Source organism: Pseudomonas sp. MC6 (assembly GCF_054790575.1).
In genome coordinates this window covers 6,441,125-6,457,200 of sequence record NZ_CP186504.1, presented here as the reverse complement: position 1 = coordinate 6,457,200, position 16,076 = coordinate 6,441,125, and the positions used below count along the sequence as shown (strand labels likewise).

Genomic DNA, 16,076 nt, shown 5'->3' with positions numbered 1-16,076 from the left:
TTCGGGTCGCCTTTTTCATACCTGCCGTACACAAACCTTTGTAGGAGTGAGCCTGCTCGCGATAGCGGAGTGTCAGCCAGAAGTTAGTCGACTGACACTCCGCTATCGCGAGCAGGCTCACTCCTACAGGGGTTTTGCATTGCTCTTCAGATTTGCGCTGTATCAAGCAAACGATAATTCCTCTTATTCAATCATCCCGGCCCTGTTAGACTTTGCGCCTTTATTTTTGCCCGTCCGCAGGATGTCTGATGCCCTCGCTGCCTCTTCGCTTGTCCGCACTGTTGCTGGCCCTGGGCCTGAGTGCCTGCGATGACGCCCCGCGTTTCACCAAGGCCGAGCCCGGTGAAGCCCGTTCGGGCGGTGCAGCGACCGTGCGCAAGACTGATCAGAATGCGTTTTCGTTGCCTTCGGCGAATCTGCCACCGTCGCGGCGGGTGGACTTCAGTGTCGGCAACAGTTTCTTCCGCAGCCCATGGGTGATCGCACCGTCGACCACCACTGCGCGCGATGGTCTCGGCCCGCTGTTCAACACCAACGCCTGCCAGAACTGCCACATCAAGGACGGTCGCGGCCATCCGCCAACGCCGGATGCCGCCAACGCGGTGTCGATGCTGGTGCGCCTGTCGATCCCTGATGCGCCGCAATTCGCCAAGCTCATTGAGCAAGTCGGCGTAGTGCCGGAGCCGGTCTATGGCGGCCAGTTCCAGGACATGGCGGTGCCCGGTGTCGTGCCGGAAGGCAAAGTCCGCGTTGACTACACGCCAGTGCCGATTCGTTTCAAGGACGGCACCGAAATCGAACTACGCAAACCGGTCTTGCAGATCACCCAGCTCGGCTACGGCCCGATGCACCCGGACACGCGTTTTTCCGCCCGCGTCGCGCCGCCGATGATTGGCCTGGGCCTGCTCGAAGCGATCCCCGAAGAAGCCATCCTTGCCAATGCCGCCGCACAGGCCAAAGCGAAAAACGGCATCAATGGCCGCCCCAATCAGGTCTGGGATGACGCCTTGCAGAAAACCGTCATGGGCCGATTTGGCTGGAAAGCCGGGCAACCGAACCTCAATCAACAAAATGTTCACGCGTTTTCGGGTGATATGGGTCTTACGACGAGCTTGAGACCCTTTGATGACTGCACCGACGCGCAAACCGCCTGCAAACAGGCGCCAAACGGCAATGGCCCGGACGGCGAACCGGAAGTCAGCGACAACATCCTGCGTCTGGTGTTGTTCTATAGCCGCAACCTCGCCGTGCCGGCACGCCGTGGCGTTAACGATGCAGACGTCATCGCTGGCAAAAACCTGTTTTTCCAGGCTGGCTGCGATTCCTGCCACACGCCGAAATACACCACCGCCGCCAACGCCGCCGAACCTGAACTGGCCAATCAGGTTATTCGCCCGTACAGCGATCTGCTGCTGCATGACATGGGCGACGGTCTGGCCGACCACCGCACGGAATTCCAGGCCTCCGGCCGCGACTGGCGCACGCCGCCGTTGTGGGGGATTGGCCTGACGCAAGCGGTCAGTGGCCACACACAGTTTTTGCATGACGGTCGCGCGCGCAATCTGCTTGAAGCGGTGCTCTGGCACGGCGGCGAAGCGAAGGCGGCGCAGCAACAGGTTTTGTCTTTCAATGCCGAGCAGCGCGCTGCGTTGCTGGCGTTTTTGAACTCACTTTAAACACTGATAAAGAATCGGGAGCCCGACATGTTCCGTCCCAAGCTACTGTTCACCAGCCTTGCCGCACTCGCCCTCGGCGCCTGCTCGCCACAGGATCCGCAAGCGGTCACCTCGGCAGCCATCGCCAAATCGGTGATCCTGCCGACCTACACCCGTTGGGTCGAGGCCGACAAGCAACTGGCCGTCAGCGCCCTCGCCTACTGTCAGGGCAAAGAAACCCTGGAAACCGCCCGCGCCGACTTCCTCCACGCACAGAAAGCCTGGGCCGAGCTGCAACCGCTGCTGATCGGTCCGCTGGCCGAGGGCAACCGTTCGTGGCAGGTGCAGTTCTGGCCGGACAAGAAAAACCTCGTCGGCCGTCAGGTCGAGCAGTTGGTCGTCGCGCAGCCGCAGATTGATGCCGCCGCACTGGCCAAATCGAGCGTCGTCGTTCAAGGCCTGTCGGCTTACGAATACATCCTGTTCGACGCCAAGCCTGACGTGGCCAACGCCGAGCAGAAAGCCAAGTACTGCCCGCTGCTGATCGCCATCGGCGAGCGTCAGAAGCAACTGGCCGAAGAGATTCTGCAGAACTGGAACAACACCGACGGCATGCTCGCGCAGATGACCAAGTTCCCCAACCAGCGCTACGCCGACTCCCACGAAGCGATCGCCGATCTGCTGCGCGTGCAGGTCACCGCGCTGGACACCCTGAAGAAAAAACTCGGCACGCCAATGGGCCGCCAGAGCAAGGGCGTGCCACAGCCGTTCCAGGCCGATGCATGGCGTAGCCAGTCGTCCCTGACCGCGCTGGAAGCCAGCCTCGCCGCCGCCAAAGCCGTGTGGGAAGGCGTCGACAACAAAGGCCTGCGCGGTCTGTTGCCGGCTGAGCAGAAGCCACTGGCGGACAAGATCGACGCTGCCTACGCCGCTTCGCTGAAACTGTTCGACAGCACTCAGCGTTCGCTCGGCGAAATGCTCGAAGACGACGCCGGTCGTCAGCAACTCAACGACATCTACGACAGCCTCAACGTCGTCCATCGCCTGCACGAAGGTGAACTGGCCAAGGCGCTGGGCATCCAACTGGGCTTCAACGCCAACGACGGTGACTGATGAGGGCAACGGCCATGCTGCGACGTCAGGTTCTGACTTTAGGTAGTGCACTGCTGGGAGCAGTGACGCTGGGCGGCTGGACGCTGTTCAAACGCAAGGATCAGAGCCCGCTGTTGCTGTCGGCGCGCGACGACACCGACGGCAAGCATTACGCCGTCGGCTATCGTCTGGATGGCACGCGGGTGTTCGCCACCGAAGTCGGCCAGCGTTGCCACGACATCATCAACCACCCGACGCAGCCGATCGCGCTGTTCGTCGCACGTCGCCCGGGCACCGAAAGTTACCTGATCGATCTGCGCGACGGCACGTTGCTGCAGACGGTGACGTCGCAGCCGAACCGGCACTTCTACGGCCACGCCGTGGTGCACAAGGACGGCGAATACCTGTACGCCACCGAGAACGACACGACCGATCCTGGCCGTGGTTTGCTCGGTGTGTACAAGTTCGAAGGCGAACGGCTGGTGCATAGCGGCGAGATTTCCACCCACGGCCTCGGCCCGCATCAGGTGTCATGGATGCCCGATGGGGAGACGCTGGTGGTGGCCAACGGCGGGATTCGTACCGAGGCGGAAAGCCGCGTCGACATGAACCTCAATGCCATGGAGCCGAGCCTGGTCTTGATGCAACGTGACGGCACTCTGCTGAGCAAGGAAACCCTCGCCCAGCAGATGAACAGCGTGCGCCATCTGGGCATCGCCAGCGATGGCACCATCGTTGCCGGTCAGCAGTTCATGGGCGCCTCGCATGAGCGTTCGGAGCTGCTGGCGATCAAGCGTCCGGGGCAGCCGTTCGTGGCGTTCCCGGTGCCGGAGCATCAGTTGCAGTCGATGGGGCATTACACCGCCAGTGTTGCGGTGCACAGCGATTTGCGTCTGGTCGCACTGACAGCTCCGCGTGGCAATCGCTTCTTTATCTGGGATCTGGACAGCGGCGAAGTGCGCCTCGATGCGCCGTTGCCCGATTGCGCCGGTGTCGGTGCGGTGAAGGACGGTTTTGTCGTGACCTCCGGGCAAGGACGTTGCCGGTACTACGATTGCCGTCAGGATGAGCTGTTGGCCAAGCCGCTGGAATTGCCGGCGGGGCTCTGGGACAACCATCTTCATCTGATGGCATAAAACAGCCTTAAAAGATCGCAGCCTGCGGCAGCTCCTACATTGGAATGCACTCCCCTGTAGGAGCTGCCGCAGGCTGCGATCTTTTTGCGCCACCCTGTAAGAACTGCCAGTTGGAATCCCCCCTGTACTCGGAGTAATGTGCCCGCCTGTCTCACCTGATTTATCCAAGGAACTGGAAATATGCTGCGTCGCCGCATGCTGATCATGTTGGGTGTTGTTTTGTTGATCGTCCTGGTGCTGGGCGGGTACAAGGCCTTTTCGATCTACACCATGATCCAGGGCTTTTCCAAGCCGAAACCGCCGATCAGCGTCGCCGTGGCCAACGCCTCCGAACGCCCGTGGCAGATGCGCCTGCCCACCGTCGGCAGCCTCAAGGCGCTGCAAGGCGTCGACCTGAGTCTTGAGGTCGCCGGCACTGTCACCGAACTCAAATTCGAATCAGGACAAAAGGTCAAGGCCGGGCAACCGCTGCTGCAACTCGACAGCGCCGTCGAAGCAGCACTGCTGGAGACCGCCAAGGCCGACCTGGGCCTGGCGCAACTGGACTTCGGTCGTGGCAGCCAACTGATCGACAGTCGCGCCATTTCCAAAGGTGAATACGACCGGCTCTCGGCTGTTCTGCAAAAGGAGCGAGCCACGGTCAATCAGCTCAACGCAGCGCTGGCGAAAAAGCGCATTCTCGCGCCGTTCAGCGGCACCATCGGCATCCGCCAGGTCGACATTGGCGACTACCTCGCCAGCGGCACCAAAATCGCTACCCTGCAGGATTTGAGCAGCCTCTACGCCGACTTCTACGTGCCCGAGCAATCGATCCCGAAGCTGGCCATCGGCCAACCGGTGAATATCTCGGCTGCCGCCTACCCCGGCCAGACCTACCCGGGCAAGATCAGCGCGATCAACCCGATCGTCGAAAGCAGCACACGCAATATTCTGGTGCGCGCCACCCTGGCCAACCCCGATGGCAAACTGCTGCCGGGCATGTTTGCCAGCCTTGAAGTGCTGCTGCCCGATCCGCAAAAACACATCGTCGTGCCGGAAAGCGCGATCACCTACACCCTCTACGGCAACTCAATCTACGTGGTCGGGCAGAAGAAAGCCGAGGACGGCAGCGTCGAAAAGGATGACAAGGGCCAACCGGTGCTGATCGCCGAACGCCGCTTCATCGAAACCGGTGAACGCCGTGATGGCCTGGTAATGATCAACAAGGGCGTGCAGAGCGGCGAACAAGTGGTGACGGCCGGCCAGATCAAACTGGACAACGGCGCACACATTGCCATCAGCGACGACAAGACCCTCGGCGAGCAGAACAGTCCGCCTCGCGCCGACTGATCAAGGAATCCCCATGGCTTTTACTGATCCGTTCATCCGCCGCCCGGTGCTCGCCACCGTGGTCAGTCTATTGATTGTGTTGCTCGGCTTTCAGGCCTGGAGCAAGTTGCCGCTGCGCCAATACCCGCAAATGGAAAACGCCCTGATCACGGTGACCACCGCTTACCCCGGGGCCAACGCCGAAACCATTCAGGGCTACATCACCCAGCCAATGCAGCAAAGTCTGGCGAGCGCCGAGGGCATCGACTACATGACCTCGGTCAGCCGGCAGAACTTCTCGGTGATCTCGATCTACGCACGCATCGGCTCCAATACCGACCGCTTGTTCACCGAACTGCTGGCCAAGGCCAACGAGGTGAAAAACAAGCTGCCGCAGGACGCCGAAGACCCGGTGCTGAGCAAGGAATCGGCCGACGCTTCGGCGCTGATGTACATCAGCTTCTTCAGCAAGGATTTGAGCAACCCGCAGATCACCGATTACCTGTCACGGGTGATCCAGCCAAAACTGGCCACCCTGCCGGGCATGGCCGAGGCTGAGATTCTCGGCAATCAGGTGTTCGCCATGCGCCTGTGGCTCGACCCGGTGAAGCTCGCCGGTTTTGGCCTCAGCGCCGCCGACGTGACCAACGCCGTGCGCCAGTACAACTTCCTCTCCGCCGCCGGCGAAGTGAAAGGCCAGTACGTGGTCACCAGCATCAATGCCAACACCGAGCTTAAATCCGCCGAAGCTTTTGCGGCGATTCCGCTCAAGGTCAGTGGTGACAGCCGCGTGCTGCTCAGCGATGTCGCGCGGGTGGAAATGGGCGCGGAAAACTACGATTCGATCAGCTCGTTCGGTGGCACGCCGTCGGTGTATATCGGCATCAAGGCCACCCCGGGCGCCAACCCGCTGGACGTGATAAAGGAAGTGCGCAAGCTGATGCCCGAGCTGGAAGCGCAACTGCCGCCGAACCTCAAGAGCGAGATCGCTTACGACGCCACATTGTTTATTCAGGCCTCGATCGACGAAGTGGTGAAAACCCTGTTCGAAGCGGTGCTGATAGTGATTGTTGTGGTGTTCCTGTTCCTCGGCGCACTGCGCTCGGTAGTAATCCCGGTGGTGACCATTCCGCTGTCGATGATCGGCGTGATGTTCTTCATGCAGATGATGGGCTACTCGATGAACCTGCTGACGCTGCTGGCGATGGTGCTGGCCATCGGTCTGGTGGTCGACGATGCGATTGTCGTGGTGGAGAACATCCACCGGCACATCGAGGAAGGCAAGACACCGTTCGATGCAGCGCTGGAAGGCGCACGGGAAATCGCCATGCCGGTGGTCTCGATGACCATCACCCTGGCGGCGGTGTATGCGCCGATCGGTTTTCTCACCGGCCTCACAGGAGCGCTGTTCAAGGAGTTTGCCCTGACCCTGGCCGGCGCGGTGGTAATTTCCGGCATCGTCGCCCTGACCCTGTCGCCAATGATGTGCGCGTTTTTGCTGCGTCACGAGGAAAACCCCAGTGGCTTGGCACACCGCCTCGACCGTATCTTCGAAGGCCTCAAGCGCCGCTATCAAAGCATGCTGCATGGAACGCTGAACACACGGCCGGTAGTGCTGGTGTTCGCCGTGATCGTGTTGTGCCTGATCCCGGTGTTCCTCAAGTTCACCAAATCGGAGCTGGCCCCGGACGAAGATCAGGGCATCATTTTCATGATGGCCACTGCGCCGCAGCCGACCAACCTTGATTATCTGAGCACCTACACCGACGAGTTCATCAAGATCTTCAAGGAATTCCCGGAGTACTACTCCTCGTTCCAGATCAACGGCTACAACGGCGTGCAGGCGGGCATCGGCGGCTTCCTGCTCAAGCCGTGGAACGAACGCAGCCGCACGCAGATGCAAATCCTCCCCGAGGTGCAAGGCAAACTCGAACGTATCCCGGGTTTGCAGATCTTCGGTTTCAACCTGCCCTCCTTGCCCGGCACCGGTGAAGGCTTGCCGTTCGAGTTTGTGGTCAATACCGCCAACGATTACGAGCTGTTGTTGCAAGTCGCCGACCGGATCAAGAAACGCGCGATGGAATCGGGCAAGTTCGCCTTCGTCGACCTCGATCTGGCGTTCGACAAACCCGAGGTTGTGGTCGATATCGACCGCGCCAAAGCGGCGCAGATGGGCGTGTCGATGCTGGACCTCGGTGGCACGCTGGCGACGCTGTTGGGCGAGGCGGAAATCAACCGTTTCACCATCGAAGGCCGCAGCTACAAGGTGATTGCTCAGGTCGAACGGCCGTATCGTGATAACCCGGACTGGCTGAACAATTACTACGTGAAGAACACCCAGGGTGAGCTGCTGCCACTGTCGACGCTGATCAAGGTCAGCGACCGCGCGCGACCGCGTCAGCTCAATCAGTTTCAGCAGCTCAACGCGGCGAAGATTTCCGGTTTCCCGTTGGTCAGCATGGGCGAAGCCATCGACACGGTGTTGCAGATTGCCCGCGAAGAAGCACCGGCCGGGTTTGCCTTCGACTATGGCGGCGCCTCACGCCAGTTCGTTCAGGAAGGCAGCGCGTTGTGGGTGACGTTTGCCTTGGCCCTGGCGATTATCTTTCTGGTGCTGGCGGCGCAGTTCGAGAGCTTCCGCGATCCGCTGGTGATTCTGGTGACGGTGCCGTTGTCGATCTGCGGGGCGCTGATTCCGTTGTTTCTCGGCTGGTCGAGCATGAACATCTACACCCAGGTCGGGTTGGTTACGCTGATCGGCCTGATCAGTAAACACGGAATCCTGATCGTCGAGTTCGCCAACCAGTTGCGCAAGGACAAAGGCCTGACGGCGCGTGAAGCCGTTGAGGAAGCGGCGGCGATTCGCTTGCGGCCGGTGCTGATGACCACGGCGGCGATGGTGTTTGGCATGGTGCCGTTAATTCTGGCCACGGGTGCCGGTGCGGTCAGCCGCTTCGATATCGGCATGGTGATTGCCACGGGGATGTCGATTGGCACATTGTTTACGCTGTTCGTCCTGCCGTGTGTTTACACCCTGCTGGCGAAACCTGATCCCAAACCAACCGCGTAACCCCTGTAGGAGTGAGCCTGCTCGCGATAGCGGTATGTCAGTTAATAATGATTTGAATGACACACCGCTATCGCGAGCAGGCTCACTCCTACAAGGGATGTGTGTTGCTCCAGGCATAAAAAAAGGCCTCGCATCTGCGAGGCCTTTTATGTGGGCTTCAATCGTTTCAACTCTGCGGCCTCATCCCTTGAGAAAGTCCGAACATGAACAGCAATAAATCATGATCGGGTTTGGTCGCCACGGCGGCTTTCGCCACCCGTGGGACGGCGCAGTGGGCGTCGTCTACGGACGCGCCAACCACCTGCATGCGAGGCTGCTCCCAGGCAGCCACCGCCAATGACGCAACTGCCAAGGCTCCAACCAAAAACAAACCTCGTGCAATTTCTAGTTTCATCGCTATAAACCTTTGATAGCGCTGCCAAACGCCGTCTCATAAAAGTAGACGAGTTTTTTCCAGTCCGCGTCGCGGAACGACGAATGGCGGCGCAATTGCTTCATATCGTGGGAGGCTGCACGATAGGCGGTCAGACGCTGGCGGCACTTCTCCAGATCGATCAAAGCGACTTCGACATTGGCCGACTCACCTTCGCCCGTCACGCGCACAAACACGTGTTTGATGTAGATGCAGCTGTGCTGCCAACGACCCTTGTGCATGCGCGCCAGGTTCTCGGCGAGGTCCTTGAGCACGCGCTCATAAACCACATCGCCACATTGATCGCGACCGCCGGCAGCCGCCAGCCAGTGTTCCAGTTCCTGGAAACCGTCCAGGGACTTGGTCACCAGCAGCGCGCGCCATTTGTGTTGAGGATCAGGCTGGGCGCCGCAGAAAACGATTTCTGGCACGCGCACACCGAGCTTGCTGACGCCGGTCAGCGCATCCAGCTCGCGCAAAACCGTAGGCCGGCCGAAAGGGTGCAACCAGCTGCGATAGATATGACCCGTCTGGCGCTTGGCGTACAGCAGTTGACCATCGCGCCCCACGACCCTTTGCACACCACTTTCGCCACCGCGTCGAACATTGGGTTCTTCCACCCACTCACCGCGCTGGTTCCAGTAATAGTCAAAGCGATCTTGCGAAGCGACTTCCGTTTCTGCTGCCAATTGCACTGCCATCCTCTTACCTCTTGCGTAATACGTAAACCCGCCACATGGCGTAGAGCGGAATAAAGTCCAGTTGTTCCTGAATCCGAAAACCTGCTTCCTCGAATTCCTTTTCCACCGTAGCGGCCGGTAACACAAAGCGATTCTGATACTCGCGTTTGTCACGGTTGCGCTCGGCTCGCTGGCGTTTCCAGGCTTTGAAATTGCCATCAACCCACAGCGAAACGATCACACTGTCACGGGTGACACGCTCGAATTCGCGCAGAATCGCCCGGCGATGCTCGGCTTCACCGATATGGTGGAGCAGACGCATGCAGAAAATGCTGTCGACGGCGTTGTCAGGCAAGGCAATGTCGAAGGCAGATGTGTGCAAGGGTTGTACCCGTTTCACCACATCGGCCGGTTGCGACTGCATGGCCGTCTTGATCATCGACTCGGAATTGTCCGCGCCGATAATCACCCGATTGGCCTTTTCGCCCAACAGGGGCCAGAAACGCCCGGCACCGCAAGGCAGATCCAGCACCAGTCCCGGCTCACCCACCGACGTCAGCGCCTTGCGGGCCATCTGTTCGTCACGCCAGTGGGAGAGACGACGTCCAAGGCTTTCTTTGTGCTTGCGCAGGTATTTCTGCGCATGTTGATCGTCGTACTTTTCGGAAAAATCGAGTTTGATCGGACCGGCCATCACCTGGACTCCTGAATTGCTGATGTCACCACCTTAAGGAGCGGCGTGTCAGCGTCAGGTCATCCATTTGTGAAAAAAATGTCCGGTAAATAGACAAATTATTACAGCGTTATACAGGATTCAGACAGGTAAGAGGGAGTAGCCTTGCGCCACCCCCTGCGTCAGATTTTGCCCAGATCCACCTCGAAGCGGCAGCCATTGGGTTCCATCGTGCTCAAACTGACGGTCCAGCCCTGGTTCTCACAGATCCGCTGCACCAGCGACAACCCCAGCCCCAGGCCCTCGCCGCGCTTTTCGCTGCCACGTACGAAGGGCTCGAACATGGCTTCGCGCTTTTCTTCCGGAATGCCGACGCCGGAGTCTTCCACCGCGAAGCCATTGGTAGTGAGTGTCAGACGAATGAAGCCGCTTTCGGTGTAATGCAGCGCGTTGCGCAACAGGTTGCCCATCACGGCATTCAACAGGGTCGCGTTGTAGCGAATGTCTGATGGACTGCCAGGTTCGAAGATCAGTTTCAGGCCCTTGCTCTCGATCGGCCCGCGCCACAGACACAACAGACTCTCGGCAACTTGCGAAAGGTCCTGCTGCAGCGCCATGCCGGCATCTTCGTGCTGGGCACGCGCCAGCATCAGGAAGGTCTGCACCAACTCACGCATTTCTTCACTGGCGCGGGCAATACGCTCGACCTGCGAACGACCGCGCTGGTCGATCCCAGGGTTTTCCATCAGCAGTTCGCAGGAGCTGGCCAGCACCATCAATGGCGTTCGCAACTCGTGACTGACATCGCTGGTAAATAATCTTTCACGCGTCAGCGCCTGACGCAGGCGCCCCAACGTGGCGTCGAATGCCACCGCCAGCTCACCCACTTCGTCAGCCGCATAATCCGGTGCCAGCGGTGGTGCCAGGCCGAGTAACTGATCGCGGTGACGCACCTGCCTTGCCAGTCTCACAACCGGTGCCATCACTTTGCGCGCGAGCACCCAGCCGAGGAACACCGCCAGTGCCAGGCTGAGCACGAACCCCACCAGCACCACGGCAAACAGCACGCGCTCGCGCTCTTCAAAATCGCTTTGATCCTGCAGCAATACGTAACGTCGACCGTCAACGATTTCGACCATCGCGTGATACGACAGCTGCTCGCGAAACACTTCATGGAAACCTGAATCGAGGTGGCGCAGGTCTTTGGGCAACTCGAAATCGCCCGGCCCACCGCTGAAATAGAACAACTGATCCGGTTCCGGACGATGGCTCCAATCAGAAACGTTGTCCATCAGCAGCAGGCGCTGTAAATCGCCACCCAGCCCCGCTGAAATCAGTTTTTCTTCTACCAGGTGCACGGTCGCGACAATACCCATCGCAAAGGCTCCGGCCACCAATGCGCTCATCAAGGCAAAGGCAATAATGATCCGCTGGGATAGGCTTTGCTTAAACTCCATTACACATCGGCCAGCCGGTAACCCACGCCGTGCACGGTGTGCAGCAATGGTTTGGTGAACGGTTTGTCGATTACCTGACGCAATTGGTGGACGTGGCTGCGCAGGCTGTCGCTGTCCGGGCAATCATCGCCCCACAACGCCTCTTCGAGAATTTCCCGACGCAGCACGTGCGGGCTCTTCTGCATCAACACTGCCAGCAACTTGAGGCCGACCGGGTTGAGCTTGAGCAATTTGCCTTCTCGGGTCACTTCCAGCGTGTCGAGGTCGTAGCTCAGATCGGCGACCTGCAGCGCCCGACGGCCACCGCCTTGGGCGCGGCGCATTACCGCTTCGACCCGCGCGGCAAGTTCGGACAAGGCAAATGGCTTGATCAGATAATCATCAGCCCCGGACTTGAACCCCTGCAGACGATCATCGAGCTGATCACGAGCGGTGAGCATGATCACCGGCGTGTCGCGGCGGGCATCTTCACGCAGGCGTTTGCACAGGGTGTAGCCGTCGATCCCGGGCAGCATGATATCGAGGACGATCAGGTCGTAATGTTCGGTGGCGGCCAGATGCAGGCCTGACAGACCGTCTTGGGCGCAATCGACGGTATAGCCTTTGAGGCCCAGATAATCGGCCAGATTGGCCAGGATGTCGCGGTTGTCTTCGACCAGCAGAATTCGCATGGGCACCTCCTCCGTACGGGGTAACGGCCGTCTTGGCCCGCGCAGCTTACGGCCAAGTGTGGCTCAGGGCTAGGCGTGTGTCGGGTTGTTTAGCGATAAAAACGCTCATTGCGCATGCCAACGATTTTTTCACTTTCGGTTAACAAATCGGCGACGCCAGCACGCGCAGACTCCGCGCGGTTGCGCTCCTCAGAACATACTTACCGACCAAGGAATTGCCCATGGCGTCGACTTCTGCCCGCCCCGTTTCCAGGCCACTGAATTTTTGGTTATGCCTGGGAATCCCCACCTTCGCGGCGATCATTCTGGTAGTGCTGGAACTGACCGACCTGGACATGGATCTGGCCCGCCTGTTCTACGACCCAGTTGCCGGCGATTTTATCGGGCGGCACAGTTACTTCCTCGAGGACATCCTGCATGACCGCGCCAAACAGGTGGTCATTGCTTTCTCGGTGTTTGCCATCCTCGGTTTCATCGGATCGTTCTTCGTCGGCAGACTGAAACCGTTCAAGCGCGAACTGGGCTGTCTGGTACTGTCGCTGGGCCTTGCCACTTCGTTCGTTACCCCGGTGAAAGCGGTGACTGCGGTGCAATGCCCGTGGAGTCTGGAACAATTCGGTGGTCATGAAACCTATAGCAAGTTGATGGAGCATCGCCCGCAGACCGATAAGCCAGGCCGTTGCTGGCCGGGTGGTCATGCGGCAACGGGGTTCACTCTTTTTGCGCTGTTTTTTGTCTTGCGCGATCGCCGTCCGCGTCTGGCCCGTCAAGCATTCATCTTTGCCTTTGCATTGGGTTCGGTGTTTTCGATCAGCCGGATGATGCAGGGCGCGCACTTCTTTTCGCACAACGTGTGGACGGCGATTTTCTGCTGGCTGATTTGTCTGGGGTCGTATTACTGGGTGCTGTATCGCCCGGCGGTGAAGGCTGAAGTCGTCGCCAAAGCACACCCCGTCAGCGCCTGAAACACAAATCCAATGTAGGAGTGAGCCTGCTCGCGATAGCGGTGTGTCAGTCGCAATCATGTTGAATGAAATACCGCTATCGCGAGCAGGCTCACTCCTACAGGGGTTATGTGTGAAGCTGAAATTTGGGCAATAAAAAACCCCGCTGACTTTCGCCAGCGGGGTTTTGCGTTACAGGGACAAGGCTGGCTTACATCATGCCGCCCATGCCACCCATGCCGCCCATGTCTGGCATGCCGCCGCCAGCACCGCCGTCTTTCTTCGGCGCATCAGCTACTGCCGCTTCGGTGGTCAGGATCAGACCGCCGATCGACGATGCCGCTTGCAGAGCGGAACGAGTCACCTTGGTTGGATCCAGGATGCCCATTTCGATCATGTCGCCGTATTCGCCAGTCGCAGCGTTGTAACCGAAGTTACCTTTGCCGTTCTTGACTTCGTTGACCACAACGCTTGGCTCGTCGCCGCTGTTGGCAGCGATCTGACGCAGCGGAGCTTCAACAGCGCGGCGCAGAACAGCGATACCAACGTCCTGGTCAGCGTTGTCGCCTTTCAGGTCGTTCAGGGTTTGCAGAGCGCGGATCAGCGCAACGCCACCGCCAGGTACCACGCCTTCTTCAACGGCTGCACGAGTTGCGTGCAGGGCGTCTTCAACGCGGGCTTTCTTCTCTTTCATTTCAACTTCGGAACCAGCGCCAACCTTGATCACTGCAACGCCGCCGGACAGCTTGGCCAGACGCTCTTGCAGTTTTTCACGGTCGTAGTCCGAGGAAGTTTCAGCTGCCTGGGCACGGATCTGAGTGATTCGCGCCTGGATATCAGCTTCTACGCCAGCACCGTCAACGATGATGGTGTTTTCCTTGGAGATGGTCACACGCTTGGCGCTACCAAGGTTTTCCAGGGTAGCGGCTTCCAGGCTCAGGCCGATCTCTTCGGAGATAACGGTACCGCCGGTCAGAACAGCGATGTCCTGCAGCATGGCCTTGCGACGGTCGCCGAAGCCTGGCGCCTTGACGGCTGCGACTTTAACGATGCCACGCATGTTGTTCACAACCAGGGTCGCCAGGGCTTCGCCTTCAACGTCTTCGGAAACGATCAGCAGTGGACGGCCGGCTTTGGCAACGGCTTCCAGCACTGGCAGCATTTCGCGGATGTTCGAGATCTTTTTGTCGACCAGCAGGATCAGCGGGCTGTCCAGCTCGGCAACCATGGTCTCTGGCTTGTTGACGAAGTACGGGGACAGGTAGCCACGGTCGAACTGCATGCCTTCGACAACCGACAGTTCGTTTTCCAGGCCAGTGCCTTCTTCAACGGTGATCACGCCTTCTTTGCCGACTTTTTCCATGGCTTCGGCAATGATGTCGCCGATGGAGCTGTCGGAGTTGGCGGAGATGGTGCCTACCTGAGCGATTGCCTTGGTGTCAGCGCATGGCTTGGACAGGTTTTTCAGCTCTTTGACGATGGCGATGGTCGCCTTGTCGATGCCGCGCTTCAGGTCCATCGGGTTCATGCCGGCAGCGACGGCTTTCAGGCCTTCGTTGACGATCGACTGAGCCAGAACGGTAGCGGTGGTAGTACCGTCACCAGCGTCATCATTGGCACGGGAGGCAACGTCTTTGACCAGCTGCGCGCCCATGTTTTCGAAGCGATCTTCGAGTTCGATTTCTTTGGCGACGGAAACGCCGTCCTTGGTGATGGTCGGAGCGCCGAAGCTCTTCTCGATGATCACGTTACGGCCTTTCGGGCCCAGGGTCGCTTTTACTGCGTCAGCCAGGACGTTGACGCCCTTGAGCATTTTTTTACGGGCGGAATCGCCAAACAGAACTTCTTTAGCAGCCATGATCGATATTCCTTAAATACTTTGTAGTAGCGGGAAAATGAACGGGGGTATCAGCCTTCGATAACAGCGAGGATTTCGTTCTCGCTCATTACCAGCAGGTCTTCGCCGTCGACTTTCACTGTATTGCTGCCGGAGTAAGGACCGAATACAACCTTGTCGCCCACTTTCACGGACAATGCATGAACTTCACCGCGCTCGCGTTTGCCTGGGCCTACAGCGAGGATTTCACCGTGGTTGGCTTTTTCAGCAGCCGAACCTGGCAGGACGATACCGCCAGCGGTTTTCTTTTCTTCTTCGCTGCGACGGATTACGACGCGGTCATGCAGAGGACGAAGCTTCATTGTCGATCTCTCCTAATTGTGGTTTTCATCGGCCGGTGTAGTCCCGGCGGGTTTAACAAATCCGGCCTGCGCCGGTTGCGGTTCGTCAAGCGAGCCGCGGAAGACTGACTGGCTCAAATGCCAGAAACCTTTCGGTGACCGATACATAAGGGCGCATAAGCTTATTACAAGGGCGAGCTGAGAAAATTTTTCACTCTGGAGGCCCATAAATGAACACGGCACCCGAAGGTGCCGTGTGGCTAACGCAGTTACTTGCTGTCGCGGTGTTCGAACTCGCCTTCGATCACATCACCCTCGCGGCCCAGAGGCTGACGCGGTGCAGGACCGCCACGGGGTTGCAGATCGTCGGCGAACGCACGCTGACGCATGGCCTGTTCTTCGGCGCGCTGACGCATTTTGTTCGCCAGCAACCGGCGGCTGAATGGCAGCAACATCACCAGACCGACCACGTCGCTGATGAAGCCCGGCAGGATCAGCAGGCCACCGGCCAAAGCCAGCATCAGCCCTTCGAGCATGGTTTGCGCGGGCAGTTCGCCGCGGTTCAGGCTTTCACGGGCACGCAGTGCAGTGGCCAGACCGGCGACGCGCAGCACAAAAACACCGAACATCGAGCCGACAATGATCAGCAGCAGGGCCGGGAAAAACCCGATAGCCCCTGCCACTTTGACGAATACGAACAGCTCCAGCACTGGAAACAGCAGAAAGAGCAACAGAAAAGGGCGCATCAAAGTTTCCTCAACGCAAGAAATGCCTTGCAGTAAGCCTTAGATGACGTCGCC

At 59.1% G+C, this 16,076-nt stretch carries 14 protein-coding genes; 6 read left to right on the top strand and 8 right to left on the bottom strand.

Annotated features, from left to right (window positions below; translation table 11 throughout):
• The first annotated feature begins 248 nt into the window (after positions 1 to 248).
• The 5 genes from ACOYXE_RS29030 (at position 249) to ACOYXE_RS29010 (ending at position 8,261) form a co-directional block, all read left to right on the top strand.
• On the top strand, positions 249 to 1,676 hold the full coding sequence (locus ACOYXE_RS29030; protein WP_160059223.1) for a di-heme oxidoreductase family protein: 1,428 nt from the start codon (positions 249 to 251) through the stop codon (positions 1,674 to 1,676).
• Between the two features lie 27 nt (positions 1,677 to 1,703).
• A complete protein-coding gene (locus ACOYXE_RS29025) occupies positions 1,704 to 2,768 on the top strand; it encodes an imelysin family protein (RefSeq protein ID WP_405122974.1) in 1,065 nt (354 codons plus the stop codon).
• 14 nt (positions 2,769 to 2,782) lie between these two features.
• Positions 2,783 to 3,883, top strand: a complete 1,101-nt coding sequence (locus tag ACOYXE_RS29020; protein ID WP_405122973.1) for a DUF1513 domain-containing protein — start codon at positions 2,783 to 2,785, stop codon at positions 3,881 to 3,883.
• Between the two features lie 180 nt (positions 3,884 to 4,063).
• A complete protein-coding gene (locus ACOYXE_RS29015; RefSeq protein ID WP_160059225.1) occupies positions 4,064 to 5,212 on the top strand; it encodes an efflux RND transporter periplasmic adaptor subunit in 1,149 nt (382 codons plus the stop codon).
• Positions 5,213 to 5,225: 13 nt separating this feature from the next.
• Complete coding sequence (locus ACOYXE_RS29010) at positions 5,226 to 8,261, top strand: multidrug efflux RND transporter permease subunit (protein ID WP_460927205.1); 3,036 nt, start codon at positions 5,226 to 5,228, stop codon at positions 8,259 to 8,261.
• A 166-nt stretch (positions 8,262 to 8,427) separates the two neighbouring features.
• On the opposite strand, the gene ACOYXE_RS29005 is transcribed toward ACOYXE_RS29010, so the two are convergent.
• The 5 genes from ACOYXE_RS29005 to colR all read right to left on the bottom strand — a co-directional run bounded on the left by ACOYXE_RS29005 (position 8,428) and on the right by colR (position 12,154).
• Positions 8,428 to 8,655 (bottom strand): hypothetical protein, encoded by a 228-nt coding sequence (locus tag ACOYXE_RS29005; RefSeq protein WP_016986677.1) that lies wholly within the window; start codon positions 8,653 to 8,655, stop codon positions 8,428 to 8,430.
• A gap of 2 nt (positions 8,656 to 8,657) precedes the next feature.
• Positions 8,658 to 9,374, bottom strand: a complete 717-nt coding sequence (locus ACOYXE_RS29000; protein WP_160059227.1) for a lipopolysaccharide kinase InaA family protein — start codon at positions 9,372 to 9,374, stop codon at positions 8,658 to 8,660.
• 4 nt (positions 9,375 to 9,378) lie between these two features.
• Positions 9,379 to 10,047 carry a class I SAM-dependent methyltransferase gene (locus tag ACOYXE_RS28995; protein WP_160059228.1) on the bottom strand — a complete coding sequence of 223 codons (669 nt, stop codon included), beginning with the start codon at positions 10,045 to 10,047 and terminating at the stop codon, positions 9,379 to 9,381.
• A 161-nt stretch (positions 10,048 to 10,208) separates the two neighbouring features.
• Complete coding sequence (locus ACOYXE_RS28990) at positions 10,209 to 11,483, bottom strand: sensor histidine kinase (RefSeq protein WP_160059229.1); 1,275 nt, start codon at positions 11,481 to 11,483, stop codon at positions 10,209 to 10,211.
• On the bottom strand, positions 11,483 to 12,154 hold the full coding sequence (gene colR / locus ACOYXE_RS28985) for a two-component system response regulator ColR (RefSeq protein ID WP_160059230.1): 672 nt from the start codon (positions 12,152 to 12,154) through the stop codon (positions 11,483 to 11,485). The genes ACOYXE_RS28990 and colR overlap by 1 nt, the downstream gene beginning before the upstream one ends.
• A gap of 221 nt (positions 12,155 to 12,375) precedes the next feature.
• Between colR and ACOYXE_RS28980 the strand changes: the two genes are divergently transcribed.
• A complete protein-coding gene (locus ACOYXE_RS28980) occupies positions 12,376 to 13,119 on the top strand; it encodes a phosphatase PAP2 family protein (protein ID WP_460927201.1) in 744 nt (247 codons plus the stop codon).
• 190 nt (positions 13,120 to 13,309) lie between these two features.
• Here the strand turns inward: ACOYXE_RS28980 and groL are convergent, their stop codons facing one another.
• From groL to ACOYXE_RS28965, 3 genes are all read right to left on the bottom strand, one after another.
• Positions 13,310 to 14,956: a chaperonin GroEL gene (groL, locus tag ACOYXE_RS28975; RefSeq protein WP_016986670.1), complete on the bottom strand. Its 1,647-nt coding sequence runs from the start codon at positions 14,954 to 14,956 to the stop codon at positions 13,310 to 13,312.
• A 50-nt stretch (positions 14,957 to 15,006) separates the two neighbouring features.
• The gene (locus ACOYXE_RS28970) at positions 15,007 to 15,297 is read right to left on the bottom strand and encodes a co-chaperone GroES (RefSeq protein WP_039758325.1); all 291 of its coding nucleotides are present in this window, start codon (positions 15,295 to 15,297) and stop codon (positions 15,007 to 15,009) included.
• Positions 15,298 to 15,545: 248 nt separating this feature from the next.
• Positions 15,546 to 16,022 (bottom strand): FxsA family protein, encoded by a 477-nt coding sequence (locus ACOYXE_RS28965; protein WP_160059232.1) that lies wholly within the window; start codon positions 16,020 to 16,022, stop codon positions 15,546 to 15,548.
• Between the last annotated feature and the right edge of the window lie 54 nt (positions 16,023 to 16,076).